This window comes from Winogradskyella poriferorum (assembly GCF_036553625.1).
Taxonomy (GTDB): domain Bacteria; phylum Bacteroidota; class Bacteroidia; order Flavobacteriales; family Flavobacteriaceae; genus Winogradskyella; species Winogradskyella poriferorum.
Window position 1 is genome coordinate 681891 of record NZ_JAZHOU010000001.1, and the last position, 25623, is coordinate 707513.

General features: G+C 33.1%; 28 protein-coding genes and 1 tRNA gene. 20 read left to right on the top strand and 9 right to left on the bottom strand.

Going from position 1 to position 25623, the window contains the following annotated elements:
- Nucleotides 1–30: 30 nt before the first annotated feature.
- Nucleotides 31–387, bottom strand: a complete 357-nt coding sequence (locus tag V1468_RS03120) for a toxin-antitoxin system YwqK family antitoxin (RefSeq protein WP_331808793.1) — start codon at nucleotides 385–387, stop codon at nucleotides 31–33.
- A 287-nt stretch (nucleotides 388–674) separates the two neighbouring features.
- On the opposite strand from V1468_RS03120, the gene V1468_RS03125 reads away from it, so the two are divergent.
- A complete protein-coding gene (locus V1468_RS03125) occupies nucleotides 675–2972 on the top strand; it encodes an inorganic phosphate transporter (protein WP_331808794.1) in 2298 nt (765 codons plus the stop codon).
- A 143-nt stretch (nucleotides 2973–3115) separates the two neighbouring features.
- A complete protein-coding gene (locus tag V1468_RS03130; protein ID WP_331808795.1) occupies nucleotides 3116–3967 on the top strand; it encodes an OmpA/MotB family protein in 852 nt (283 codons plus the stop codon).
- A 91-nt stretch (nucleotides 3968–4058) separates the two neighbouring features.
- On the opposite strand, the gene V1468_RS03135 is transcribed toward V1468_RS03130, so the two are convergent.
- The 3 genes from V1468_RS03135 to V1468_RS03145 all read right to left on the bottom strand — a co-directional run bounded on the left by V1468_RS03135 (nucleotide 4059) and on the right by V1468_RS03145 (nucleotide 6061).
- Complete coding sequence (locus tag V1468_RS03135; RefSeq protein ID WP_331808796.1) at nucleotides 4059–4808, bottom strand: CPBP family intramembrane glutamic endopeptidase; 750 nt, start codon at nucleotides 4806–4808, stop codon at nucleotides 4059–4061.
- Between the two features lie 14 nt (nucleotides 4809–4822).
- Nucleotides 4823–5326: a hypothetical protein gene (locus V1468_RS03140; protein ID WP_331808797.1), complete on the bottom strand. Its 504-nt coding sequence runs from the start codon at nucleotides 5324–5326 to the stop codon at nucleotides 4823–4825.
- A gap of 165 nt (nucleotides 5327–5491) precedes the next feature.
- Nucleotides 5492–6061 (bottom strand): DUF3109 family protein, encoded by a 570-nt coding sequence (locus V1468_RS03145; RefSeq protein WP_331808798.1) that lies wholly within the window; start codon nucleotides 6059–6061, stop codon nucleotides 5492–5494.
- 90 nt (nucleotides 6062–6151) lie between these two features.
- Here V1468_RS03145 and V1468_RS03150 point away from each other — a divergent pair, with 90 nt between their 5' ends.
- The 3 genes from V1468_RS03150 to V1468_RS03160 are packed head-to-tail and all read left to right on the top strand — an operon-like array spanning nucleotide 6152 to nucleotide 7556.
- Entirely contained in the window at nucleotides 6152–6733 is a 582-nt protein-coding gene (locus V1468_RS03150) for a MarC family protein (RefSeq protein ID WP_331808799.1), read from the top strand.
- 11 nt (nucleotides 6734–6744) lie between these two features.
- Nucleotides 6745–6948: a hypothetical protein gene (locus V1468_RS03155; protein WP_331808800.1), complete on the top strand. Its 204-nt coding sequence runs from the start codon at nucleotides 6745–6747 to the stop codon at nucleotides 6946–6948.
- Nucleotides 6945–7556: an FAD-dependent oxidoreductase gene (locus V1468_RS03160; RefSeq protein WP_331808801.1), complete on the top strand. Its 612-nt coding sequence runs from the start codon at nucleotides 6945–6947 to the stop codon at nucleotides 7554–7556. Before V1468_RS03155 ends, V1468_RS03160 begins: the two co-directional genes overlap by 4 nt.
- Here the strand turns inward: V1468_RS03160 and V1468_RS03165 are convergent.
- The 5 genes from V1468_RS03165 to V1468_RS03185 form a co-directional block, all read right to left on the bottom strand.
- On the bottom strand, nucleotides 7546–9153 hold the full coding sequence (locus V1468_RS03165; RefSeq protein WP_331808802.1) for a S41 family peptidase: 1608 nt from the start codon (nucleotides 9151–9153) through the stop codon (nucleotides 7546–7548). The genes V1468_RS03160 and V1468_RS03165 overlap by 11 nt on opposite strands.
- 23 nt (nucleotides 9154–9176) lie before the next feature.
- Nucleotides 9177–9605, bottom strand: a complete 429-nt coding sequence (locus V1468_RS03170) for a deoxycytidylate deaminase (RefSeq protein ID WP_331808803.1) — start codon at nucleotides 9603–9605, stop codon at nucleotides 9177–9179.
- A gap of 91 nt (nucleotides 9606–9696) precedes the next feature.
- Nucleotides 9697–10287 (bottom strand): HupE/UreJ family protein, encoded by a 591-nt coding sequence (locus V1468_RS03175; RefSeq protein ID WP_331808804.1) that lies wholly within the window; start codon nucleotides 10285–10287, stop codon nucleotides 9697–9699.
- Nucleotides 10288–10393: 106 nt separating this feature from the next.
- A complete protein-coding gene (locus V1468_RS03180) occupies nucleotides 10394–11788 on the bottom strand; it encodes a tetratricopeptide repeat protein (protein WP_331808805.1) in 1395 nt (464 codons plus the stop codon).
- Nucleotides 11789–11901: 113 nt separating this feature from the next.
- Nucleotides 11902–11983 (bottom strand) — tRNA-Leu (locus tag V1468_RS03185).
- A 143-nt stretch (nucleotides 11984–12126) separates the two neighbouring features.
- Between V1468_RS03185 and V1468_RS03190 the strand changes: the two genes are divergently transcribed.
- From V1468_RS03190 to V1468_RS03260, 15 genes are all read left to right on the top strand, one after another.
- The gene (locus V1468_RS03190) at nucleotides 12127–13068 is read left to right on the top strand and encodes a ribose-phosphate pyrophosphokinase (RefSeq protein ID WP_331808806.1); all 942 of its coding nucleotides are present in this window, start codon (nucleotides 12127–12129) and stop codon (nucleotides 13066–13068) included.
- Between the two features lie 178 nt (nucleotides 13069–13246).
- The gene (locus tag V1468_RS03195; protein ID WP_331808807.1) at nucleotides 13247–13876 is read left to right on the top strand and encodes a 50S ribosomal protein L25/general stress protein Ctc; all 630 of its coding nucleotides are present in this window, start codon (nucleotides 13247–13249) and stop codon (nucleotides 13874–13876) included.
- A 75-nt stretch (nucleotides 13877–13951) separates the two neighbouring features.
- Entirely contained in the window at nucleotides 13952–14584 is a 633-nt protein-coding gene (gene pth / locus V1468_RS03200) for an aminoacyl-tRNA hydrolase (RefSeq protein WP_304144945.1), read from the top strand.
- A gap of 61 nt (nucleotides 14585–14645) precedes the next feature.
- The gene (locus tag V1468_RS03205; protein WP_331808808.1) at nucleotides 14646–15548 is read left to right on the top strand and encodes a bifunctional riboflavin kinase/FAD synthetase; all 903 of its coding nucleotides are present in this window, start codon (nucleotides 14646–14648) and stop codon (nucleotides 15546–15548) included.
- Nucleotides 15541–16848 carry an HTTM domain-containing protein gene (locus V1468_RS03210; protein WP_331808809.1) on the top strand — a complete coding sequence of 436 codons (1308 nt, stop codon included), beginning with the start codon at nucleotides 15541–15543 and terminating at the stop codon, nucleotides 16846–16848. The genes V1468_RS03205 and V1468_RS03210 overlap by 8 nt, the downstream gene beginning before the upstream one ends.
- A gap of 78 nt (nucleotides 16849–16926) precedes the next feature.
- Entirely contained in the window at nucleotides 16927–18198 is a 1272-nt protein-coding gene (gene serS / locus V1468_RS03215; protein WP_331808810.1) for a serine--tRNA ligase, read from the top strand.
- A gap of 378 nt (nucleotides 18199–18576) precedes the next feature.
- Nucleotides 18577–20364 carry a tetratricopeptide repeat protein gene (locus V1468_RS03220; protein ID WP_331808811.1) on the top strand — a complete coding sequence of 596 codons (1788 nt, stop codon included), beginning with the start codon at nucleotides 18577–18579 and terminating at the stop codon, nucleotides 20362–20364.
- Nucleotides 20365–20440: 76 nt separating this feature from the next.
- Nucleotides 20441–20764 carry a DUF4286 family protein gene (locus V1468_RS03225; RefSeq protein WP_331808812.1) on the top strand — a complete coding sequence of 108 codons (324 nt, stop codon included), beginning with the start codon at nucleotides 20441–20443 and terminating at the stop codon, nucleotides 20762–20764.
- Nucleotides 20765–20771: 7 nt separating this feature from the next.
- Nucleotides 20772–20972: a hypothetical protein gene (locus V1468_RS03230; protein WP_331808813.1), complete on the top strand. Its 201-nt coding sequence runs from the start codon at nucleotides 20772–20774 to the stop codon at nucleotides 20970–20972.
- 3 nt (nucleotides 20973–20975) lie between these two features.
- Nucleotides 20976–21764, top strand: coding sequence for a 16S rRNA (adenine(1518)-N(6)/adenine(1519)-N(6))-dimethyltransferase RsmA (rsmA, locus tag V1468_RS03235; RefSeq protein ID WP_331808814.1), 789 nt, complete (start codon nucleotides 20976–20978; stop codon nucleotides 21762–21764).
- 69 nt (nucleotides 21765–21833) lie between these two features.
- Nucleotides 21834–23204, top strand: coding sequence for a magnesium transporter (gene mgtE / locus V1468_RS03240; RefSeq protein WP_331808815.1), 1371 nt, complete (start codon nucleotides 21834–21836; stop codon nucleotides 23202–23204).
- Nucleotides 23205–23231: 27 nt separating this feature from the next.
- Nucleotides 23232–23597 carry a cupin domain-containing protein gene (locus V1468_RS03245; protein WP_331808816.1) on the top strand — a complete coding sequence of 122 codons (366 nt, stop codon included), beginning with the start codon at nucleotides 23232–23234 and terminating at the stop codon, nucleotides 23595–23597.
- 59 nt (nucleotides 23598–23656) lie between these two features.
- Nucleotides 23657–24595: a 2-hydroxyacid dehydrogenase gene (locus V1468_RS03250; RefSeq protein WP_331808817.1), complete on the top strand. Its 939-nt coding sequence runs from the start codon at nucleotides 23657–23659 to the stop codon at nucleotides 24593–24595.
- A 9-nt stretch (nucleotides 24596–24604) separates the two neighbouring features.
- Nucleotides 24605–25015 carry a response regulator transcription factor gene (locus V1468_RS03255; protein WP_331808818.1) on the top strand — a complete coding sequence of 137 codons (411 nt, stop codon included), beginning with the start codon at nucleotides 24605–24607 and terminating at the stop codon, nucleotides 25013–25015.
- A gap of 101 nt (nucleotides 25016–25116) precedes the next feature.
- Entirely contained in the window at nucleotides 25117–25623 is a 507-nt protein-coding gene (locus tag V1468_RS03260) for a DUF4199 domain-containing protein (protein WP_331808819.1), read from the top strand.

Below are 25623 nucleotides of genomic sequence, written 5' to 3' on the forward strand. Positions count from 1 at the left end.
CGCTTTTTTTATTTACACTATTGATAATAACTAGTTGTTAATGGCAACCTTAGTTTTGTTATCCCATTGGTTAACGCTTACAATTTTAGAATCAATAAAATCTACTTCTTTTAAAGATTCACCTTGCCAGAAAAACCATTTTCCAACTTTTTTACCATCTTCATAATTTCCTAATGCAACTTTATTTCCTTCTGCGTCATAGCTCTTCCACTCGCCGTGTACCTTGCCATCTGCATTAAAAACACCTGTTTGACTTATTTCACCATTATCATGATAATATGTAACGTAAGTTAAGTCGCCTTTCTTTTCTAACTTTGGTTCATTATTGTCTTGAGCATAAGAGAATGCTACACTCAACATCATAAGAACAATTACTAAATTTCTCATATTCATTTGGGCTTTAATTAATAATCACATTACAAACATAACATTAATTTTACATTTAAACAACTTTTACGTAACATTAAGTTAACATTAAACATATAAACAACTGATTTACAATTATATAGTATTTGTAAAATCGTTAACATTAGATAACATTTAATCAACTTCCCGTATTTACTATAAAATCAAATCTATATTTTTTTAAACCCACACGTATATCATAACATTATGGTAACATAACGTTGAAATTAAAAGAAGAAATTTGCGTACAATTATAGTTACTATTTTAAATGGAAAACCTCTATATCTATATGCTAGCTGCATTAGCATTTCTAGCTGTTGCAGACTTAGTAGTTGGTGTAAGTAATGATGCTGTAAACTTTTTAAACTCTGCCATAGGCTCTAAAGCCGTCTCTTTTAAAACCATAATGATTGTTGCCAGTATTGGTGTTGCTGTTGGTGCAATGACCTCTAGTGGAATGATGGAGGTTGCAAGGAAAGGCATCTTTAATCCTGGAGAATTTATGTTTAACGAGATCATGGTCATTTTTATGGCTGTGATGCTAACGGATATTCTTCTCTTAGACTTTTTTAATACAATGGGCTTACCTACTTCAACAACGGTATCTATTGTATTTGAATTATTAGGTGCCTCGGTTGCTGTTGCACTTATCAAAATTTATGCTGACAGCTCTAAATCTATAATAGACTTAGGTAACTACATAAATAACGAAAAGGCAATTGAAATCATTCTTGGTATTCTACTATCTGTTGTTGTTGCTTTTACAATTGGTGCTATCATTCAATATGTGTCTCGTTTACTATTGTCTTTTAAATTTGAAGAAAAACCAGATTGGTATAGTGCTATATTTAGTGGCTTTGCTGTAACATCAATAATGTACTTCATTATAGTAAAAGGCTTAAAAAACGCATCTTTTATGCCACCTTCGGCTCAGGAGTTTTTAAGCACAAGCCCTTTTACTTTTACAGGTATAAGCTTTTTAGCCTTTACCATACTTTCTATGTTGGCTATTAAATTATTTAATGCCAAAATTTATACTATTATCATTATTATAGGAACATTTGCTCTAGCTGTGGCCTTTGCCGGAAATGATTTAGTTAACTTTATAGGTGTACCTATTGCAGGCTATGATTCATTTCAAAAATGGTATGAAGCCTTCTTAGCCAATGGTGTTTTACCATCAGAGTTTAGTATGGAAGGGCTTGCTGGTAAAGTACCAACCAACTCATATCTACTGCTTATTGCTGGTCTTATAATGGTACTTACCTTATGGTTTTCAAGCAAAGCTAAAGCTGTAGTGAAAACTTCTGTAGATCTATCAAGACAAGACGAAGTTAAAGAACGTTTTGAACCAAATTATCTCTCCAGAAACATAGTAAGACTAACTATTGGTCTTAATGAGAGTATAAACAAAGTCTTACCAAATTCATACAAAAATTGGTCAAAAGAGCGGTTTATAAAACCTAATGTTGTTGTAAAAGAGCAAGATAAACCTGCTTTTGATTTGGTAAGAGCTGCTGTAAATTTAATGGTAGCATCTGTTCTTATTTCAATTGCTACATCTATGAAATTACCACTTTCTACAACCTACGTTACATTTATGGTTGCCATGGGAACGTCTTTAGCAGATAGAGCTTGGGGAAGCGAAAGCGCAGTGTATAGAGTTGCTGGTGTACTAAATGTTATTGGCGGATGGTTTTTTACAGCATTTAGTGCTTTTGTTGCTGCTGCAATCATGGCTTTTATTTTATACCATGGAGAAGGCTATGCTTTAGCCGGATTGTTAGTATTAGCAGTAATTTTATTAGTGAGAAGTTATTTGGCCCACCGTAAGAGCTCTAAAATAATGCGTGAAGAAGATCAGCTTGAAAAAGCTGAAAGTAGTTCTACACAAGGTGTTATTCACGAGAGTGCATCTAACATTGCTAATGTTATTAAACGCGGAAATAGGATTTACACGTCAGCTATTAATGGTTTAGCTGTACAAGATTTAAAGCTCTTAAAAAAGAATAGAAAACAAATCGATAAATTATCAACCGAAATTGATGATCTTAAGGATAACATTTTCTACTTTATAAGAAATCTAGACGAACCAAGTGTAGCGGCAAGTAATTTCTATATTAACATACTAGGTCATTTACAAGACATGACACAATCTTTAGACTACATCTCTAAAGCCAGCCATAAACACATCAATAACAATCATAAGAAATTAAAGTTTAGTCAAATTAAAGAGCTTAAAGACTTAGATTCTGAACTCGAAACACTATTTGCTACAACACAAACTGCGTTTGAATCTAGATCTTTTGAGCAAATTGGAGCTGTGTTAGAGACTAAAACAGAGATGTTTGACTTAGTTAGAAACAAAATACAAAAGCAAGTAGAACGCACAAGAAGCGAAGAATCTAGCCCTAAGAACACAACGTTATATTTTAGTTTACTCTTAGAAACTAAAGACTTATTGACTGCCATGATGAACCTACTAGAAGAGTATTATCAATCTCATGATAGCTCTGTTAAACCTGCAAGACTTAACTCTAGAGTAGGTTCTGACCAAGAGGAATAAATTCAAACTTTATTATACCAAAAGCCTTAGAGATTCTAAGGCTTTTTTATGGTCAATTTTTAAAAATTATTACACTTAAACATCCAAAACACGCATTTAGTCGTATATCTACTTATACTAGATAAACTAATTAAAACAAAAACATGAAAAAAATTTCAATGCTTTTAATAGCAACAATTCTTTTAAACTCTTGTGTTTCAAAAAAGAAATACATGGCTTTAGAACAAGAAAACGGAGAGATTAAAAGCCAACTAACCAAAACCCAAGTAGCGAAAGAGGATCTAGAAAACAAATTCGCTAAAATTCAAGAACGTGTTGATAGATATAATGAAAAAATCAGCTCGCTAAATGAAGATGTAGAAGGCTTAACAATGGAAAACGACATAAAGTTAGATGTCCATAAAGATGGCACTATTATGTCTAATGAGAGTAAACGAAAAATGCTTACTACTCTAGAAAATGTTGATCCTACTAAATTGGCTGAAGCCAAGACCTTAAAGGATTCTATGAATTTAGCTATTCAATACAATCTTGAAAAAACAATGAACAGTTCGGATCTTAATGAAGATGAAGATATTGCTGTAAACATCAATGAAACTGTTGTAATGATTTCAATTTCAGATAAGATGTTATTTAATTCTGGAAGCTATAGAATAAGTAGTAAAGCAGACGACATTTTGCAAAAGTTAGCTGATGTTATTAACTCAGAAGAAAGTATTGATGTTATGGTAGAAGGTCATACTGATTCTAGAAGTATTAATACAGAAAAGATACAAGACAATTGGGATTTAAGTGTGTTAAGAGCAACTTCTGTTGTTAGAAAATTACAACACAAATACAAAGTAGATCCTGCAAAACTTATAGCATCTGGTCGCAGCAGCTACCAACCTTTGGTAGACAACAGCACCAGAGAAAACCGTTCTAAAAACCGTAGAACACGTATTATCTTAATGCCTAATATTGACAAGTTTTTTGCTTTAATGGAGGCAAATTAATTAATCCATTATTTTTTATAGAGGTGAAAAAGCACTCTCGCGTGTAACTCGGCGTTGAGTGCTTTTTGTTTTTACATTACTAATTTTAATACTAAAATAAAGAGTAGTTAAAGTTGTAGTAATCTATCATTAAAACAACAAAGTTGTGTATAAAGTGAATAATAATACTATACCAAAGTGTATTGTACTTACTCCTCATGTATCCTAAAATTAATCCAAATGGAAAAATCCAAATAAAAGATATAAATGAGAAATGAATTAGCGCAAAAATAAAAGCCGTTGCAATAATAGTAATTCGCTCACTAACCACCTTCTGTAAGCTATTAAACAAGAACCCTCTAAATCCTAACTCCTCAAATATTGGTGGCAAAATAGCTGTAAACAGAATTGCCCATAATAAAGGGTATTCTAAATACAAATATTCACTATAATAATTCTCACTAACGCCAAAGAGCGATTCGTTTAAATACCCAATAGATAAAGAAACAACAATTGCTGAAAACAAGGGAAACACAATTGAAAACGCTAAAACTTTCCTGTTTAACTTAGGGATTTTATAAAGCTTTACAATCTGCTTATAATCAAACAAAGAGAAAGCAACTACCATAAGTGCAAATACACTCTCTATACCAATTTCAACATAAAGATTAAGAGGGTATTCGTTGTATAGCAAATAAGATACAACAGCAAACAGCAGAAAAGTTGCATAAAAAACTATAATTAAGTTTAATGAGGATGTTCTCTTATCCACATTATTTTTAAGAAGTTGCTTACCACATCTGGTGCAAAACTTAACTTCTCTGTATAACTCCACATTACAACTACTACAAACAATACTCATATTCTAAATCCTCTTTACTTTTTTATTGAAGAAGCAGAATACACACCCACTCCCAGGTAAACTATAATTATTATTTTAAATATAATACCTCTTAAAATTGTTGAAGGATCAAAAATGCCCGAGATAATTATGGTTGTTAAAAATAGAAATAACCCAAGCAATAACGCTGCCAAAGGCTTTTTAGAAGTCCAAGCACCCAACAACAAATAAATAATCCCAAGAATAGCATTGGTAATCAATACACCTAAATCCTCATCTTCAAAAAAACTAAAGAAACCAAAAATAAGTACAATACCAGCCATTACATACAGTATATTTCTTGCTAATCTAATTTTTTTATCAGCATCCATATTCTGATTTTTCTGCATCGCTCTCCTTGCATGATATAGAGCTATTTCTCGTTCAGTACCTTTTTCTGGATAACCACATTCTGAACAATACAAATCTTCTATATCCATGGAAGTCTTACATATTGTACACGCGAATTCTTGAGTTTGGATTATTGGTCCTTCTTCCATATTTGGAATACGATTTTTGGATGAAGCAACCAATATAGAAAAAAAGCCAATACCTATATCAGTATCAACGAAATACTCGTTATGAGTAGAAAAATATCGATAATGCTTTTCTTGTTAAACACTAATAAAAACAAGACAAACAAAGAAGCTAGCTATATAAAAAGGCTATTTGAAATTTTTCTCTGCAATTTTCTCTAACTCAGCATACCAATCTTCACCAAACTTTCTAATCAAAGCTTCCTTTACAAATTTGTAAATAGGCACTTGTAATTCTTTACCAAGAGAACAGGCATCATCACAAATCTCCCATTTTTCGTAGTTAACTGCAGAAAATTCAGAGTAATCCTTTACTCTAATCGGATAAAGATGGCAAGACACAGGTTTTTTCCAAGATATCTCACCTTGGTTATAGGCTTCCTCTATACCACATAATGCAGTGTTTTTATCATCAAAAATAACATAAGCACATTCTGCACCATTAATAAGCGGAGTTTCTAATTCTCCATAGGATGTTTTTACCCAAGCACCTTGTGCATCAAGGACTTCAACACCTTCCTTGCGTAAAAAAGGTCTTACTTTTGGGTAGATATCATCTAAAATCTTTGTTTCTTCTTCATCTAAAGGAGCACCAGCATCTCCATCCACACAACAAGCACCCTTGCATGCCGAGAGATTGCACACAAAATCTTTTTCTATAATATCTTCTGAAACTATGGTTTTTCCTAACTGAAACATGCCACAAAAATAAATAAACTTTACCGTTATTTAATATTGTTAATCCACAATAAAATAAGACCTTTGCGCCGAATTTTAAAAACAGAAGTTATGCAGTTAGAATTTAAACAAATATTTACTGCTTTTATGGTTTTGTTTGCTGTAATAGATATTATAGGAAACATTCCTATCATTATAGATTTACGCAAAAAAGTTGGTCATATACAGAGTGAAAAAGCCTCATTAATTGCTGGTGTAATTATGATTGTGTTTCTTTTTGTGGGTAAAAGTTTATTGAATCTTATTGGTATCGATGTTAATTCATTTGCTGTAGCTGGTGCTTTTGTCATCTTCTTTATTGCATTAGAAATGATATTAGGCATAACACTTTATAAAGATGATGAAGGCAGCGCAATGACTGCTTCTGTTTTTCCATTGGCATTTCCTCTTATTGCCGGACCAGGAAGCTTAACTACCTTATTATCACTTCGAGCAGAATTTGAAATTGAAAACATTATCGTTGCAGTAATCTGTAATGTTATTGTAATCTATGTTGTTCTTAAAACATCAGCTAAAATCGAAAAGCTAATAGGTAAAAATGGAATTAACATTATAAGAAAAGTTTTTGGTGTAATTTTGTTAGCCATAGCGGTAAAATTATTTGCTGCTAATATTAAAGCCTTATTGGTATAACAAAATATAATATGAAGATTTTTACCTGGATTTTAACGATTATTGCTGTCGGTCTTGTAATATATAATGCAACTAAATTGGATTTTGATGCATTACTAACAGGCGAAAGTAAAATAGCAATGATAACAATAGTTGCGGCACTTTGTGCTATTATATTATTACAAATTCTTAGAATCTCTAAGAAAATTGAAACTCTAAGCAAAAACAGAAAATGAGTTTTGATGTGCTAATTATTGGTGCTGGCGCAGCTGGATTATCTTGTGCTTTAGTGTTGGGCTCTGCAAAGAATAAGCCTTTTGCAAAAGACAAAAAGATTGGCATTATCGCGCATCAAAAAAGCTCGCATCTCCAAACCGCTTTATTTAATAACGTTCTTGGTCTTAAACCAGGTACTTTAGGAAAAGATATTCTAAATGAGGGACTTCAGCAGCTTACAGATTTGTACCCACACGTTACTCAAATAGATAGCGAGAAAGTAACACAAATAGATAAGAGTTATGGTGATTTTAAAGTCACTACCAACAAAGGCGAATACCTCTCTAAAATAGTGGTTATTGCTGTTGGATACACTAGCCTATTTACAATAAATGGTTTAGAAAATTATATTGAACCTCATCCAAGAGCTGCTGTAGAAAAAGACAGAATCTGGCTAAAAAACACAGACCATTTGATTGAAGAAAATCTATATGTTGCTGGTACATTGGCTGGTTGGAGAAGTCAGTTTGCTATTGCCTCTGGCAGTGGTGCTCATGTAGCTACAGATATTCTTACACTTTGGAATGGTGGCAAACACACCAAGGTACACGATAAAGTTATTGTTTAAAACTTGGGTATTCGTTGCTGAGAAGAATCACTTCTTGTACCATAATATCTTCCTTATTTAGAACTTCTTCAAAGGAATTGTCATCAAACAATTGTCTGGCTAAGGTTGCCTTTATAAGACGTCTTATTTCATCATTATAAGCCACAAATGTAATGTTTGTACCTTCTTTTCGATTTACGTAATCCTGAAAGCGCACAACGATATCGTCACTGACTTCAAAATTATTTATAAAATCGTATTTGGTAACATCTTGATATACACCTCTATCTTTATCTAACTCTTCAAAAACAAAATAACCGAAATGACCTCGACGCCTTAGATAGTTGATCGTTTCATTATCAAAAGAACGGTCTACAGGCACAAAAACATCTGGTATAATGCCTCCACCTCCGTACACTACTTTTCCCTTTGGTGTTGTGAATTTTAATGAGTCGTCAACTTCAATATTTTCTTCGTCTGCTAATTCTCCTGTTCGCAAACGTTTGTAATAATCATTGTAATAAGAGTTATTATCACCATTAGTGTAAGGTCTTTGGATTGAACGACCTGTTGGAGTGTAATATCTAGAAACGGTTAATCGCACAGCACTACCATCACCTAGAGCCATTTCGCGCTGCACCAAACCTTTACCATAAGAACGTCTCCCAACTATAATACCCTTATCATTGTCTTGTAATGCACCTGCAATAACTTCACTTGCTGAAGCGGAATTTTCATTGATAAGTATATAAATTTCACCATCTTCAAAATCACCTCTTCTTGTAGCATAGACATGCTCTTCTTTTCCTTTTTTATCTCTGGTAAACAAAATGAGTTTATCGTCCTCTAAAAACTCATCTGCTATTTGCTCTGCAATACCTAAAAAACCACCTGGGTTATCTCTTAGATCTAGAGCTAATTTTGTTGCCCCTTGATCTTGTAAATCTTCTAATGCAACCTTAAACTCTCTGTAACTAGTCTCTGCGAAACGATTCATTTTTATATACCCTAAATCGTCTGTTAGCATATAAGCAGCATCTACACTTCTTATAGGAATTGTTTTCCGTTTTACTTCAAACTCTAAAATTTCATCTTCACTTTTTCGATACACTGTGAGCTTTACTTTAGTATTCTTATCGCCTTTTAATTTTTTTGAAATATAATCGTTGGTAACTCCTCTACCATAAATTGTATCTCCATCTGCCAACAAAATACGGTCACCACTCATTATCCCAGCACTTTCACTTGGTCCATCTTCTGTTGGTTTAATTACAGCTATTGTATCCTTGTAAGGATAGTAATTGATACCAATACCCACAAAATCGCCTTTCATACTCTCAGTAATGCGCTCTAAATCTTCTTTTGGGATATAGGTAGAATGAGGGTCTAAATTATCTAAAATTCCATTTACGGTAACATCTACAATACTATCTGTGTTTACCTCATCTACATATTCGTAATCTATGTAATCTATTAAGCGATTGAGTTTATCCTTTTTACTATTGGTTGTAAAAAGGTTATCAGACGTATCTGTGAAGTTTAACTTTCCGCCAATGACAACACCTGCTGCAATAGCTACACCAATAATAAGTGGTATGTATTTATTCTTTGTTGCCATGTCATTGTTCCCAATTAGGAATCTTAGCTTAAATCTTCTATTAACTCTAGTTCTATTCCTGCCTTCTTTAAAAACTCTATACCAGAATCATCTTTGTAAGGCTGAGAATACACTACTCTAACGATACCTGCTTGGTGTATTAACTTACTACATTCCTTACAAGGAGATAATGTAATGTATAAGGTTGCCCCTTTACAAGATTGTGTTGACGAAGCCACTTTTAATATAGCATTAGCCTCTGCATGAAGCACATACCATTTTGTATACCCTTCATCATCTTCACAATAATTCTCAAAACCTGTTGGTGTGCCATTATAACCGTCTGAAATAATCATTCGGTCTTTGACGATAAGTGCACCAACCTGTTTACGTTTGCAATGCGAAAGCTTTCCCCATTCTTGAGCAATACGCAAATAAGCTTTATCGTAACGTAATTGTTTTTTATTTGACATTAAGTGTTTTAAACAATGTATTTAACGAATATAATAGGATAGAATTGTATAAACAATCACGCTGTCGTTAAAGTTTTACAAAACTTTAGTATTACCATAAGTAATCATTACGAATAAGTATTTCAAGAACCAAACCTATTACGATTGCTGAAAGCACCATTACCCAGTCGCGACGCGAAAATCTAAATATCGTCTGGAAAAGAAATCCAAGGAATAAAACTACAAATACAATAATTATCTGTGCAATCTCAATACCTAATGCAAATTCTAACAGAAGCTCTATCTTATTTTCAGACTGGCCTGCAAACATTTTAAACTCTCTGGCAAAGCCTAAGCCGTGAATTAAACCAAAAAACAATGTGGTAAAAAATAGCAAGCCTATTTTTTTGCCTCTATCTTTTTTACCTGCTGTAAAAACATTGTAAACAGCAGCAATTAAAATGGTTATAGGTATTAAGAACTCAACCAACCCTCCATCTACTGAAACAACACCATAAGCGGCTAATACCAAGGACAACGTATGCCCTAAGGTAAACATAGAAACAAGTAGTAAAACACGCTTCCAATCTTTAAAAACGTAAGGTACAGCCAACACCATTAAAAAAAGAACATGGTCGTAGCCATTAATATCTAAGACGTGGTTAATGCCATACTGCACATTGAACCAAAAATTTTCGAACATAGTTTAAATTTATTTAATTTGGGTTAGTTCAAAGTTACGATTAATATTGAAAAAAAAACCTAAAGATATCTTTAGGTTTTTTTGAAAGGTAATTATACAAATTTCACTAATGCTTGTCTACATCAGGCACTTTTATTGTTCTGTTAATCCAGCATCCTATTTTTAAAGTTTTACCTGCTAAACCACTAATAAATATTTCTTCCATGTTTGGTGCTTTAGCTAAATAACTATCTACATACTTTTGTGTTAAATCATTTAAGGTTGGATCTACTCTAGACGCTTTTTGAGCTTCTTCAGCTGCTAACCAAAAAATTGCTCTTTGCTCAAAATTATCCTTGCCACAATTTTTATCCTTGGCACTATCTGCATACATACTCGCAATATATAAATGAGGCTTTCCATTTGCTGGATTTAGCCTAAGCGCATCCAAAAACAAATTCCTAGCTTTGCTGTAATTAAATTTTTTCTTGTAAATAAGACCAATAGTAATTGCCAATTTAGCTTTCTTGTATGGTCTTTCCTCTAACCCATAACCTTGAGACAAATATTCATATGCCTCATCATATTTTCCTTTTTTCATTAAAACTGTAGCGACATAAATTTTTGTGTCTGCAGATGGCGCTACCTTATCGTATTGCTTAACCAACGTTTCATAAAGATCATCATCTGTACAGTCTTTATGATACATTCTGCTAACAGAACGTTTTAGCCAAATAGAATCATTTTGATGCGTTTCAAAATCTTTGGTATATAACGGAATCAAATTCTCACAAGTAGCTCTTTTATCTACTATTACATTAATGTTTTTCTGAATAAGGGTGTAGTTTTTAAGATAACTTTCGAAGGCTCTTTTCTTATTTTTTTCTCCGCTAGAAAGTGTTTTACCACTATCAACTTTCTCTACCAAGGCATTTAATTTTTCAGAATAATTCTGAATTTCAACTTCTATTTTTTCATTAATATCATCGTAAGTTTCGAATAATTCAGTAGGCGATTTTTTACCTGCATCAAATAATTCTACCATCAAAGAAAAATAGGTATATAAGCTTTTGGGATGTGTAAAGGTTTCTTTATCTGCATTAAAAGCAGCATCAAAACACGCAAAAAGTTCTAAGGTGGTTTTCCCAAGCTCGTCTTTATAATCGTATTGTAGTTGGCAGGCCTTTGCTTCGTATTCGCCTTGTGGAGTATCATTATTAAAATGCTCTCCACGCAGTTTCCATAAATCTAAAAGTGTATTTACAAAACTCAATTGAACTTCTCCTTTTGAAGTTTCAATTTTATGTTTCATAATCTTTTCACCATCAGCATATGTGGCAAGATTTAAACCTGGACAATTCTTTTTTACATATAGCCAAGGCTCGTAAGCGGAGTCATAATTTTTTGCCTGTGCGGCTACATGAGCGTTAGATAAGTTTGTTTTGCATTCTAATTCAGTTTGAGCGTTAATGCCAAAACTCAATAGCAAAACCACTGAGAAAATAATGGATTTTAGCCTCATAATATTGTTGGTTTATAGTTAGTTATTCAACAAAAAAGCCACAAAAAATGTACCAAATCCAACGGAAACAAAAAGGCAAGCATAATTATTATGCTTGCCTTATAATTTAACTGTACTCAAGGTGGGAATCGAACCCACACTTCCGAAGAAACTGGATTTTGAATCCAGCGCGTCTACCAATTCCGCCACTTGAGCAAAACGGAACAGCAAAAGTATAAAATATTTTTCTGCAAGCAACTAAAAATAGTAGGTTTTATGCTTTTTGTGAGTAAATTATTTTTCTAACTTTGAGCCCTTAAAACAACACAACAAACAACCCTTTTTAATTACTCTTTCAGATGCCTAACAACATTACAGAAGCTAAGATTTTCACCTGTTCACAAAGTCAAGATTTAGCTCAAGAAATTGCAGCCGCATATGGAGTTGATTTAGGTAACGTAATTACCTCAACTTATAGCGATGGTGAGTTTCAACCTTCTTACGAAGAATCTATTAGAGGTACTCGTATTTTTATTATTGGTTCTACTCATCCCGGACCAGAAAACTTAATGGAGATGCTGCTAATGATAGATGCCGCTAAGCGTGCGTCTGCCAGACATATTACTGCTGTAATGCCTTATTTTGGTTGGGCCAGACAAGATAGAAAAGATAAACCAAGAGTTCCTATAGCTGCAAAACTGGTAGCTAAAATGTTAGAAGCTGCTGGTGCAACGCGTATCATTACTATGGATTTGCACGCAGACCAAATTCAAGGATTTTTTGAGAAACCTGTGGATCATTTATTTGCTTCAACAATATTTTTACCTTATTTAAAGAGTTTAAATCTCGACAACCTAACAATTGCTTCACCAGATATGGGAGGCTCTAAGCGTGCATATGCATACTCTAAAGCTTTAAAGAGCGATGTTGTAATTTGTTACAAACAACGTGCTAAGGCCAATGTAATATCTCATATGGAGCTTATTGGTGATGTTACAGGCAAAAACGTAGTATTGGTAGATGATATGGTAGACACAGCTGGTACACTTACTAAAGCTGCAGACTTAATGATGGAGCGAGGTGCCAAAAGTGTTAGAGCTATTTGTACCCATCCTATTTTATCTGGTAGTGCTTATGAACGACTAGAAAACTCAAAACTCGAAGAATTAATCGTTACCAATTCTATACCTCTAAAACAAGAAAGTAAAAAACTTAGAGTTTTAAGCTGTGCTAATTTGTTTGCTGGTGTAATGTATAACGTACACCATAACCAATCAATCAGTAACAAATTCATAATGTAGAACTGATAATTCTACAACCATTTCTCCGCAACCAAACATAGATTATTAAGAATTTTAGTTTTTCAAAGTTCTACAACATTAAAAAATAGAACAAAAAGACTAGTATTTCTCTAATATATGTTTAAATTTGCAGCCCTCAAAATGAGGAATTTAAATATTAAATCATTAAACTTTTAAAATGAAATCAATTACAATTAATGGATCTCAAAGAGAAAGCGTAGGCAAAACGTCAACAAAAGCCTTACGTAATGCTGGTCAGGTTCCTTGCGTATTATACGGCGCGGAAGCTAAACCAGTGCATTTCTCTGCACCAGAGTTGGCTTTCTCTAAACTTGTATACACAGCAAATGCGCATACAGTTGTGATTGCCTTAGATAACGGTGAAGAATTTAATGCTGTTATGCAAGACATTCAATTTCACCCAGTAACCGATAAAATTCTTCACATAGATTTTTATGAAATTTATGAGGATAGAGAAATCACTATGGAAATTCCTGTTAAAACTGTTGGAACTTCTAAAGGTGTTCTTAATGGTGGTAACTTGAGAGTACCTTACCGTAAGCTAAGAGTTAAAGCTATACCTTCTAAATTACCAGATTTTATAGAGGTAGATATTACTCCTTTAAAAATCGGCTCTAAGCTTTACATTAGCCAACTGACTAATGAGGACTATAAATTTATGCACCCAGACAACATCGTTGTTTGTCAAGTTAGACGTAGTAGATTATCTGTTGTTGGTGCTGACGAAGACGAAGATGAAACAGAAGAAGGTGAAACTGCAGAAAACGCAGCAGAAGCTCAAGAATAGTTTAAAAACTTTTCAGATATTGAAAAAAGCATTCTGTAAAAGAATGCTTTTTTATTTTTACACAAATTAAATGGAATGTGGAAACATTTAAAAAAGTGGCTTGGTTTTGGCACTGTCATTAAAGAAAATGAAGAAGATCTTATGAAAAAATTCTTAGTCGTTGGTCTAGGTAATATTGGAGATAAATATCATAACACCAGACATAATATTGGCTTTAAAATTTTAGACTACTTAGCTAAAAAAGAAGAAGCCACATTTGAAACCGTAAAACTTGGAGATGTAACAACTATAAAAGTTAAAGGAAGAACATTAATTCTTCTAAAGCCAAGTACCTACATGAATCTTAGCGGTAAAGCTGTAAAATATTGGTTAGAAAAGGAGAAAATTCCTTTGAGCAACTTGTTGGTTATAACAGATGATCTTAATTTACCTTTCGGAACACTAAGGTTAAAAACCAAAGGAAGCGATGGCGGACATAATGGCCTAAAAGACATTCAAGACAAGCTGCAAACCACAAAATACAACCGTTTTAGGTTTGGTATTAGCGATGCCTTTAGCAAGGGAAGACAAGTTGATTATGTTCTTGGCGAATGGAATGAAGAAGAAAACTCAAAACTCGATGAGCGGCTCGAAACTTCAGCAGAACTAGTTAAATCCTTCGCTCTTGCCGGAGTTAACAACACCATGAATCAATTTAACGGAAAATAGCATACTTCATTATTAATTTTCTGTTTAAAGACCTAACTTTGATAAAATTTTAGGAATTGCTTTGAAGTCTGAAAAAATCTTAACTATAGGTACTTACGATGGAGTCCATATCGGACACCAAAAAATACTAAAGCGTGTTGTTGCTCTGGCTCAGAAAGAAGAACTAGTACCCACAGTACTCACCTTATTTCCACATCCTCGTATGGTACTTCAAAAAGATGATACTATAAAACTTCTCAATACTATTGATGAGCGCATTGAGCTTCTTAAAACTATAGGCATAGAAAAAGTTATTGTAAAAGAGTTTACAAAGGAATTTGCTAACCTTTCTGCTAAAGACTATGTAGAACAAATTCTTGTAGAAGAACTCAACACCAAACAAATTGTTATTGGTTACGACCATCATTTTGGTAAGAATCGAAGTGCAAATATTGATGATTTAAAAATATTTGCAAAAGAATTCAATTTTAAAGTTGAGGAGATTTCTGCACAAGAAATTGAGGACGTTACCGTAAGCTCTACAAAAATCAGAGAAGCATTAAACAATGGACATATTGAAATTGTTAATGCCTATTTAGGCTATAATTATTTCATTTCTGGAGAAGTTGTTAAAGGCAAAGGTATCGGACGAACTTTAGATTATCCTACTGCAAACATTCACATTAAAGAATCTTATAAGTTAATACCAAGAGATGGTGTTTACGTTGTTAAATCTGTTATAGATAATACAACAATTTTTGGTATGATGAACATTGGTACCAATCCAACAGTTAGTGGAAAAAGCAGATCTATAGAGGTTCATTTTTTTAACTTTGATAAAGATATTTATGGTAAAAACTTAAAAATTGAGTTTTTACATTGGTTACGAAGCGAACAGAAATTTGAAAGTCTCGAAGCTTTAAAAAAGCAGTTAAATATTGATATGACTGATGCCCTAGACCATATAAAAACAATAAATGCATAAATTTTTGTTTAAACATATAGATAATTCTGGTCTTATTGTCTTTAGGATTATCTTTGGTTTACTCTGCTTTTTAGAATCTGTAGGTGCTATTGTTTTTGGTTGGGTAAAACGTACCTTAATCGATCCAGAATTCACTTTTACCTTTATAGGTTTTGAGTGGTTACAACCATTACCTGGTAACTGGATGTATGCCTATTACATCTTAATGGGAATTTTTGGCCTCCTTATTATGGTTGGGTACAAATACAGATTTAGCATGCTAATGTTTGCGTTGATGTGGACTGCAACCTACTTAATGCAAAAATCATCTTATAACAACCATTACTATTTACTCTCTATTTTAAGTTTTTTAATGGTTTTGATGCCAGCAAACCGATACGCTTCTATCGATGTAAAATTAAAACCCAAATTGAAGCGTATTTCAATGCCTGCTTGGTGCAAATGGGTTTTTGTTTTACAGTTACTTATACTTTATACATACGCAACAGTTGCTAAGTTATATCCAGATTGGCTAGACTCCACATTCATTAAAATTTTAATGAAGGGAAAAGCAGATTTCCCTCTAATTGGCAGTACATTACAACAAGATTGGTTTCATTATTTTTTGGCTTATGGAGGTATCCTATTTGATGGTTTAATTATTCCTGCCTTATTATTTAAGCCAACAAGAAAATTTGCCTTTTTTATTTCAATATTCTTTCACTTATTTAATTCTATTGTTTTACAAATTGGTATTTTCCCTTATTTGGCTTTAGCTTTTAGCCTTTTCTTTTTTGAACCTAAACGTATCAGAAATCTTTTCCTAAAAAAGAAAGAGCTTTATGAAGCTAACGAAGTAATAGTTCCAAAATATGGTAGTGTGTTCATTACAGTCTTCATTATATATTTTCTTATTCATATTGGGTTACCGCTTCGTCATCATTATTTTAAAGATGATGTATTATGGACTGAAGAAGGTCATCGTCTTTCTTGGCGCATGATGCTTCGTGCCAAGAGCGGCAATGTAAATTATCGAGTAATTGACGAATCTACAAATAAACAGATTCCTATAAACATCAATGATTACCTCACCAAAAAGCAAAAGCGAGGAGCAAGCACTAAACCAGATATTATTTGGCAATTTGCGCAACATCTCAAACAAGATTTCTCAAAAAAAGGAAAGTCTGTTAAAGTTTATGTTAGAGCTTATGTTAAAGTTAATGGTAGGCCATCTAGACCACTTATAGATCCAAATGTAGACCTTGCTAACGAAGAATGGTATCATTTTAAACACCACGATTGGATATTGCCCTCAAAATAGTTTTTATCTGCTTAAATTCTTATTACTTTTGTGCCTTGATTTTCTTATACCGCTTGGTATAAATCCAAAATTTTAGATATGTTACAAGTTGCTTTTATTAGAGAAAATAAAGACGCTGTTATTAACGGTTTAGCAAAACGAAATATCGATGCTACCGAAATGATTAACGATGTTATTACATTAGACGAAGACCGAAGAAATCTTCAAACAAAGTTGGATAACACCAAAGCAGAATCTAACGCTCTATCAAAAGAGATTGGTAACTTATTTAAATCTGGCGAAGTTCAAAAAGCAAATGTTTTAAAGGAAAAAACAACACAACTTAAAGACACTGTTAAAACTTTAGAGCAAGAACTCAATGAAAAAGCAGATGCGCTTAATGAGTTATTATACAAAATCCCTAATGTGCCTAACAAGGTTGTTCCTGCTGGTAACACAGATGAAGATAATGAAGAAGTATATCGTGAAGGCGATATTCCTACTTTGTTCGAAGGCGCTTTACCACATTGGGAACTTGCTAAAAAATACGACATCATAGATTTTGAACTTGGTAACAAAATTACCGGAGCTGGTTTTCCTGTTTACAAAGGAAAAGGTGCAAAATTACAACGTGCACTTATCACATATTTTTTAGATAAAAATACTGAAGCAGGTTATACTGAAATGCAAGTACCACATTTAGTAAATGAAGCTTCTGGTTTTGGTACAGGTCAATTACCAGACAAAGAAGGTCAGATGTACCATGTTACCGCAGACAATTTGTATTTAATTCCAACAGCAGAAGTACCTGCAACAAATATCTTTAGAGACACCATTCAAAACGAAGATGATTTACCTAAAGCCATTACTGGTTACACACCTTGTTTTAGACGAGAAGCAGGCAGCTATGGTGCGCATGTAAGAGGATTAAATCGCCTGCATCAATTTGATAAGGTAGAAATACTAAGAGTTGAGCATCCTGACAAATCTTATGAAGCTTTAGATGGTATGGTAGAGCACGTAAAAGGTATTCTGAAAGAATTAAAATTGCCATACAGAATATTACGTCTATGTGGTGGCGATTTAGGATTTACTTCTGCATTAACTTATGATTTTGAAGTCTTCTCTACAGCACAAGACCGTTGGCTAGAGATTTCTTCGGTTTCAAATTTTGAAACTTTCCAAGCCAATCGTTTAAAACTACGTTTTAAAAATAGTGATGGTAAAAACGAATTATGCCACACACTTAACGGAAGCTCTTTAGCATTGCCAAGAGTTTTAGCAGGAATTTTAGAAAACTATCAAACCGAAGACGGCATTAAAATACCAGACGTATTAGTACCATACACTGGGTTTAACATGATTTCGTAGCCTATTTCTGTCGATAAATTCGGGCTTATTTGTTAAAAAAATATGTTTTTTATCGATTTTTTATGTATTTCTTCGCTTTTTTTGTTTATTTTTATCAAGTTAGCGATCCAAATCAAGGATTAGCCTAATTATGAAAAACGTAAAACGCATTGTACTACTCATTGCACTAGTTGTTATGGTAAGCAAGGTTTTTTTCTAACTATAAAGTATTGAAAACACCACGACAAAGTAATTGAATCATATTTACAATAAATAATGGTTAATAGCACATTTATTTTGCTGGTCAAAATGCCTAAACTTCTCGTTTAGGCATTTTTTTATAATAACATTTACAATATCTAGATATTGCATTTGTTATATTTACAAAAACACCTTTTTGTGAAAAACTATTTATTCATAATATCACTTGTACTTACCTTCGGTTTTGTCAATTCACAAAATAGTGAAGTACTTGCTGACAGCTACTACAAAAAAGGTGAGTTTAAAAAAGCTCTTGTTATCTACGAAAATCTAAACAAAGAGAAACCATACAATTATAATTACCTTTTCAAACTTATTGATGTACATCAACAATTAGAACAATTCGATGCTGCTCAAAACATATTAATTCAGCGCCTCGAAAAACGTAGAAATCCAACGCTTATCGTAGAATTAGGATACAACTACCAACTTAAAGACAGCTTAGAAAAAGCTAAAACCTTATACAAAGAAGCAATAGACTATATAGATGAAAAACCAAACTACGTCTATAGTGTTGCTAAGAAATTTGAAGACCATTCGTTACTTGAAGAAGCAATAAAAGTATATGACAAAGGCAAGGTTTTAATGCCAAATCAAAACTACAGCATTCAATTAGCTCGTATTTATGGCGATCAAGGGAATATTGAAAAAATGTTTGAAAACTATATAGAATATATAGCCTACAGACCAAATTACATTAATAACATAAAGCGTGCAGTAAGCGATTTTATATCGGAAAACAAAGACAACGAAAACAACCTTTATCTAAGGCGTTTGCTTTTAAAAAAAATTCAACAAGAGCCAAATCCGTATTGGTATGAATTTTTGAGCTGGCTGTATGTGCAAGAAAAAGCCTATAATAAATCTTTCATTCAAGAAAAGGCACTGTACAAACGTAATCCCGAAAGTTTAGATCGTATTATAGAACTCGCTGTAACAGCCTTAAATGATAATGACAGTGAAACCTCAAAGGATATTTTTAATTACGTTTTAGAAACCACTCAAGATGCCACTACAGCATTAACAGCGCATCAATATATTCTAGAAATTGATACTCAAAATGCAACATCTAAAAAAGAGCTAGATGTTATTGATGAAGCCTATAATAAGTTATTTGACCAATTCGGAAAGTCCGAATTAACATTACCACTACAATTAGCGTATGGAGAGTTTTTAGCCTTCCACCAAAAGGATACCGAAAGCGCAACATCCTTTTTAAGAAAAAGCATGAAACTAAATATTTCAGAATTTCAAGAAGCTGAAGTAAAACTGCTGTTAGCTGATATTTTGGTATTACAAGAACGTTTTAATGAGGCTTTAATCTTTTACTCTCAGATTCAGTTGAGTCTTAAAAACAGTACTATATCTCAAGAAGCACGATTTAAAGTTGCAAAAACAAGCTATTACAAAGGTGATTTTGATTGGGCAGAATCGCAACTGAAAATTTTAAAATCATCAACCTCGCAACTTATTGCCAATGATGCTCTGGATTTAAAACTTTTAATATCAGATAACAAGTGGGAAGACAGTACACAAACCGCACTAAAGTACTATGCGAAAGCAGATTTGTTCGCTTTTCAGAATAAAACCGATGAAGCTATTTCACTTTTAGATAAAATTTTAGAAGAACATAAAGGAGAAAGTATCATCGACCAAGCTTTATTTCAGCAAGCCAAATTGTTTGAAAAGAAAAAACAATACAATAAAGCTGAAGCCAACTATCTAAAAATTATTGCAGACTATAGAGAAGACATCTTAGCGGACGATGCGCACTATTATTTGGCCGAATTATACAATACACATTTAGCCAAACCTGAAGAAGCTAAACAGCTTTACGAAAAAATCATTTTTGATTTTGAAGATAGCATCTATTTTATAGAATCTCGTAAAAAGTTTAGGATGCTGAGAGGTGATAGTATTAATTAGATGACAATCTAAGATTAGTAGTTATTAGTTTCAATTCCCTAACTTTGCAACTAATTCCTTATCTCTTTTTCTTATCATGATTATATACAACGTCACAGTAAACATAGACGAATCCGTTCACGATGAATGGTTAGCTTGGATAAAAGAACATATTCCACAAGTTTTAGCTACAGGAAAATTTGTAGATGCCAAACTCACCAAAGTATTGGTAAAAGAAGACATGGGAGGCATAACCTATTCTGTACAATATAAGGCACACTCCAGAGAAGCTTTAGAAGCATATTATGCAGAAGATGCTGAGCGCCTGAGAGGTGATGGTCTAAAACGGTTTGCTGACAAAATGTTGGCGTTTAGAACCGAATTAGAAGTCATAGATGAATACTCCGTAAATTTCAATTAAGTATAAAATGGCACTCAATCAGAAAATATACAATAACAGAAAAACCTTAAGAATTATAAGTATCTTGATGATGTTTCTAGGTGTAATTATTGCTTATTTTTGTTATAATTCTGAACCTTGGGAAACTATTGGTGGCTTTTTATGTGGTGCAGGATTCGCTTTATTTATAATTTTTGTTTCCCTTAAAGAACCCAAAAACCAATCTTAATCAGTGTCAAATCAAAATCAAGTTAGAGCCAAAAAACACTTAGGACAACATTTTCTAAAAGATGAAAATATTGCCAAAAAAATTGCAGATACCTTAACACTGCAAGGCTATAAAGACGTGTTAGAAATTGGTCCTGGAATGGGTGTATTGACTAAATATCTTCTCAAAAAAGATATTAAAACTCACGTTATAGAGATTGACACAGAATCAGTTGAGTACCTAAAAAACAACTACCTCAACCTTTCAGATAGAATTTACGAAAAGGATTTTTTAAAGTACGATTTAACTGAAGTTTTTAAAGATCAGCCCTTCGCTATTATTGGTAATTTTCCTTACAACATATCGTCTCAAATTGTTTTTAAAACTTTAGAGATGCGTTATCAAATACCAGAATTTTCAGGGATGTTTCAAAAGGAAGTTGCTCAGCGCATTTGTTCTAAAGAAGGTTCTAAAATTTATGGCATTCTTTCTGTTTTAACCCAAGCATTTTATGATGCTGAATATTTATTTACAGTGCCGCCTTCAGTATTTAATCCGCCACCAAAAGTAGATTCTGGTGTACTATTACTAAAACGAAAAGAAAATTTCACATTGCCTTGTGATGAAGTTTTATTCTTTAAAGTTGTGAAAACAGGTTTTCAGCAACGCAGAAAAACATTACGTAATAGTTTAAAAACCTTCAACCTTTCCGATAATTTAAAAGCAAATACTATCTTTGGGCAGCGACCAGAGCAATTAAGTGTCTCACAATTTATTGAGCTCACTTCGCTTATTGAAAACGACCAAAATTAAGTTTTACGTCATTTCGAGTGATTTCAAAATATAAATTTTGAAATTGTATCGAGAAACATAAAAAAACAAGTGGAAGAAACTCAAGACAACATACAATTTCAACTTACAGATGAGCTTATTGAAAAAGTAGAAGTCCTTGTCGAAGACAAAAACGACAAAGAACTAAAATTACTTTTAAACGAGTATCACTACGCTGATATTGCCGAAATTCTTGATGAACTCGATCTTGATGATGCGCTTTATGTCATAAAACTTCTGGATTCTGAAACGACCTCTGATGTTTTAATGGAACTTGATGAGGACAATCGTGAGAAAGTTTTAAAAAATCTATCGGCAAAAGAAATCGCCGAAGAAATTGAAGAGCTAGATACCGATGATGCCGCAGATATTATTGCAGAACTGCCAGAGGAAAGACAACAAGCTGTAATCTCCCAAATAGAAGACGAAGAGCATAAAGCAGAGATTAGAGAGCTTCTAACCTATGATGATGATACTGCTGGTGGTTTAATGGCAAAAGAGCTCGTTAAAGTCTACGAAACCTGGACAGTTGCTGGTTGCTTACGTCGTATAAGAGGACAAGCTAAAGATGTTACTCGCGTGCATTCTATTTATGTGGTTAATAAAGAAGAAAAATTAATTGGTCGCCTATCACTTAAAGATTTAATTGTTGCCAAAAGTGATCAGAAAATTGCAGACATAGCCAAGGATAATGTAGACTATGTAAACGTAAAAGATGATGCTGAAGATGTGGCTAGAGTTATGGCAAAATACGATTTAGAAGCCATTCCTGTGGTTGATGATAACCAAACACTTTTAGGTAGAATTACCATTGACGATATCGTTGATGTCTTAAAAGAAGAAGCAGATAAAGATTATCAGTTAGCAGCAGGTATTACACAGGATGTAGATTCTGATGACAGTATTTTTGATCTTACCAGAGCTCGTTTACCATGGTTATTCTTAGGTTTAGTTGGTGGAGTTGGAGCTTTTTTAATAATGGAAGGCTTTCAAGAAGCCTTCAGCAAGTATGCTGTTTTGTTCTTTTTTACACCACTTATTGCAGCAATGGCTGGTAATGTAGGTGTACAATCTAGTGCAATTATTGTACAAGGTCTTGCCAATGACGATGTAAAAGGAAGCGTCAACAAACGTTTAATAAAAGAAATGCTCCTTGCAGCACTTAATGGAACTATTTTAGCCTTGTTTCTTTTCATTTTTGTTTGGATTACCAAAGGTGAATTTAATACAGCTTTAGCCATCTCAGTATCTTTAATTGCTGTAATTATTGTTGCTGGATTGATTGGAACTTTCGTCCCGCTTTTTTTAGACAAAAGAGGCATAGATCCTGCTATTGCAACAGGACCATTTATTACCACTAGCAACGATATTTTTGGAATCCTGATTTATTTCTGGATTGCCAAATTGATTTTGGGTATCTAATTGTAACTGCTTTCGTAACTTTACTTCATGAAAGCAATAAACATCAAAGAAAAATTTTCAAAATTCGATAAAAACTGGCATCCGCATCAGATAGCTGTAGTGGATGATATGCAAGTAATTCTAGCCAAATTAAAAGGCGAGTTTGTATGGCATAGTCATGATGATGAAGACGAATTATTTCAAGTCATCAAAGGCACACTCTATATGCAATTTAGAGACCGTACAGAAGTTGTTAAAGAAGGCGAATTAATTGTTGTTCCAAAAGGTGTAGAGCATAACCCTTACACGAAAAACGATGAAGAGGTACATGTATTGCTTTTTGAAAAACTAAGTACAGCACATACCGGAACCATAAAACACGAAAAGACGCAAACACATTATCCTAAGATTTAAGTTTTAGTATCTCTATACTAGAAAAGACTCTGAAATAAATTCAGAATGACAAAACACCTATGAAGATTCTCCATTTAGACAAAAACCATCCGCTACTTTTAAATCAGCTAAATGATTTAGGGTTTACCAATCATGAAGACTACACGTCATCAAAATCAGAAATTGAAGCTAAAATTGAAACCTATGATGGCATTATTATAAGAAGTCGGTTTACCATTGATCAACAATTTTTAAATGCGGCTACAAATCTTAAATTCATAGGTCGTGTTGGTGCTGGTTTAGAAAATATTGACTGTGATTACGCTGAAAAAAAAGATGTGCATTTAATTTCCGCACCAGAAGGTAATAGAGATGCTGTTGGTGAGCATGCCTTAGGTATGTTATTATCGCTTTTTAATAAATTGAACAAAGCAGATCGTGAAGTAAGGCAAGGCAAATGGCTAAGAGAAGACAACAGAGGTATAGAGCTGGATGGCAAAACAGTTGGCTTAATCGGTTATGGTAATATGGGCAAAGCCTTTGCGAAAAAGCTAAGAGGTTTTGATGTGGAAGTGCTTTGTTATGATATTAAAGCCAATGTTGGTGATGAGAATGCTGCCCAAATATCGCTTAGCGATCTTCAGGAAAAAGCAGATGTCTTAAGCCTACATACACCACAAACTGAATTAACGATAAACATGGTAAATTCAGAATTCATCAATAAATTTAAAAAGCCGTTTTGGCTTATCAATACAGCTCGTGGTAAAAGTGTTGTAACAGCTGATTTGGTTAACGCTTTAGAAACTGGTAAAATCCTAGGTGCTGGATTAGATGTTTTAGAATACGAAAAGTCGTCTTTTGAAAACCTTTTCACATCAAGCAAAATGCCCACAGCTTTTGAATATCTTATTAATGCAGAAAATGTACTTCTAACACCTCATGTAGCAGGCTGGACGCTTGAGAGCAATATTAAACTTGCGCAAACCATCGTAGATAAAATTAAAACAAAATTTTGCTAATTTTAAAACATGAAGAAAACCATTCTTGTTTTTGGATTGTTGATTTTAGCAATATTATTGCTATTTCAGTTTAGTAAATATACCTTAACAATAGGAAATATTAGTACTGAAGTTGTGGTATCAATTATTGCACTAACGTTTTTCTTTATTGGTATTTATATCAATAAAAAATCACTTCATAAGAGCGCATCAAATTCAACCGAAGTTGATGAAAACAAAATAAAAGAGTTAGATATTACAACCAGAGAGTATGAGGTTCTTCAATATATTTCTGACGGTCTATCTAATAAAGAAATTGGTGAAAAACTTTTTCTTTCAGAAAGCACCATTAAAACTCACGTTTCAAATTTATTAGTAAAGCTAAATGCAAAACGCAGAACGCAAGCAGTTCAAATAGCAAAATCTCTCAATATCATATAATACATATACTTTTAGACTTTAGTACTACTTCTTTGGTACTTTAGTATGAGCCAAAAATTAACTGCAAAAACTACTTTTGACACTAACTAAAAACAAAAATCATGAAAAATACAGTACTTAAATTTGGCGGCTATGGATTAATACTTGGAGCCGTTATTTTTGGATTAGCACTAACTTTTGGTGGTGGCTTAAGTTACACTACTCAAGAAATTATTGGCTATGGCTCAATGGTAGCTTCTTTATCCTTTGTTTATTTTGGAATCAAACATTTTAGAGATAAAGTTAATGACGGAAAAGTAACTTTTGGTAAAGCACTTTTAATTGGTGTTTTAATATCTGCTTTTGTTGGTCTTGGTGTTGGACTAGTTGATTATTTGTACACAACCGTTATCAATCCAGATTTTGCAGAAGACTATTTAGCAAAAACTTTGGAAAGCTACGAAACGTTATACTCTGGTAAAGAACTTGAAAACAAAAAAACTGAATTAACTACCCAAATGGAAAACTATGGAGGTTCAGGCTTTATGGCTACCATTATGTTTTTTACTGTATTTATAATAGGATTTATTATATCTTTAATTTCAGGATTAATCCTTCAAAGAAAATAA

What these genes read in the sequence shown, in the direction of transcription:
- V1468_RS03120 (WP_331808793.1), bottom strand. Translation starts at nt 387, where the DNA reads ATGAGAAATTTAGTAATTGTTCTTATGATGTTGAGTGTAGCATTCTCT.
- V1468_RS03125 (WP_331808794.1), top strand. Translation starts at nt 675, where the DNA reads ATGGAAAACCTCTATATCTATATGCTAGCTGCATTAGCATTTCTAGCT.
- V1468_RS03130 (WP_331808795.1), top strand. Translation starts at nt 3,116, where the DNA reads ATGAAAAAAATTTCAATGCTTTTAATAGCAACAATTCTTTTAAACTCT.
- V1468_RS03135 (WP_331808796.1), bottom strand. Translation starts at nt 4,808, where the DNA reads ATGAGTATTGTTTGTAGTAGTTGTAATGTGGAGTTATACAGAGAAGTT.
- V1468_RS03140 (WP_331808797.1), bottom strand. Translation starts at nt 5,326, where the DNA reads ATGGAAGAAGGACCAATAATCCAAACTCAAGAATTCGCGTGTACAATA.
- V1468_RS03145 (WP_331808798.1), bottom strand. Translation starts at nt 6,061, where the DNA reads ATGTTTCAGTTAGGAAAAACCATAGTTTCAGAAGATATTATAGAAAAA.
- V1468_RS03150 (WP_331808799.1), top strand. Translation starts at nt 6,152, where the DNA reads ATGCAGTTAGAATTTAAACAAATATTTACTGCTTTTATGGTTTTGTTT.
- V1468_RS03155 (WP_331808800.1), top strand. Translation starts at nt 6,745, where the DNA reads ATGAAGATTTTTACCTGGATTTTAACGATTATTGCTGTCGGTCTTGTA.
- V1468_RS03160 (WP_331808801.1), top strand. Translation starts at nt 6,945, where the DNA reads ATGAGTTTTGATGTGCTAATTATTGGTGCTGGCGCAGCTGGATTATCT.
- V1468_RS03165 (WP_331808802.1), bottom strand. Translation starts at nt 9,153, where the DNA reads ATGGCAACAAAGAATAAATACATACCACTTATTATTGGTGTAGCTATT.
- V1468_RS03170 (WP_331808803.1), bottom strand. Translation starts at nt 9,605, where the DNA reads ATGTCAAATAAAAAACAATTACGTTACGATAAAGCTTATTTGCGTATT.
- V1468_RS03175 (WP_331808804.1), bottom strand. Translation starts at nt 10,287, where the DNA reads ATGTTCGAAAATTTTTGGTTCAATGTGCAGTATGGCATTAACCACGTC.
- V1468_RS03180 (WP_331808805.1), bottom strand. Translation starts at nt 11,788, where the DNA reads ATGAGGCTAAAATCCATTATTTTCTCAGTGGTTTTGCTATTGAGTTTT.
- V1468_RS03190 (WP_331808806.1), top strand. Translation starts at nt 12,127, where the DNA reads ATGCCTAACAACATTACAGAAGCTAAGATTTTCACCTGTTCACAAAGT.
- V1468_RS03195 (WP_331808807.1), top strand. Translation starts at nt 13,247, where the DNA reads ATGAAATCAATTACAATTAATGGATCTCAAAGAGAAAGCGTAGGCAAA.
- pth (WP_304144945.1), top strand. Translation starts at nt 13,952, where the DNA reads ATGTGGAAACATTTAAAAAAGTGGCTTGGTTTTGGCACTGTCATTAAA.
- V1468_RS03210 (WP_331808809.1), top strand. Translation starts at nt 15,541, where the DNA reads ATGCATAAATTTTTGTTTAAACATATAGATAATTCTGGTCTTATTGTC.
- serS (WP_331808810.1), top strand. Translation starts at nt 16,927, where the DNA reads ATGTTACAAGTTGCTTTTATTAGAGAAAATAAAGACGCTGTTATTAAC.
- V1468_RS03225 (WP_331808812.1), top strand. Translation starts at nt 20,441, where the DNA reads ATGATTATATACAACGTCACAGTAAACATAGACGAATCCGTTCACGAT.
- V1468_RS03230 (WP_331808813.1), top strand. Translation starts at nt 20,772, where the DNA reads ATGGCACTCAATCAGAAAATATACAATAACAGAAAAACCTTAAGAATT.
- V1468_RS03245 (WP_331808816.1), top strand. Translation starts at nt 23,232, where the DNA reads ATGAAAGCAATAAACATCAAAGAAAAATTTTCAAAATTCGATAAAAAC.
- V1468_RS03250 (WP_331808817.1), top strand. Translation starts at nt 23,657, where the DNA reads ATGAAGATTCTCCATTTAGACAAAAACCATCCGCTACTTTTAAATCAG.
- V1468_RS03255 (WP_331808818.1), top strand. Translation starts at nt 24,605, where the DNA reads ATGAAGAAAACCATTCTTGTTTTTGGATTGTTGATTTTAGCAATATTA.
- V1468_RS03260 (WP_331808819.1), top strand. Translation starts at nt 25,117, where the DNA reads ATGAAAAATACAGTACTTAAATTTGGCGGCTATGGATTAATACTTGGA.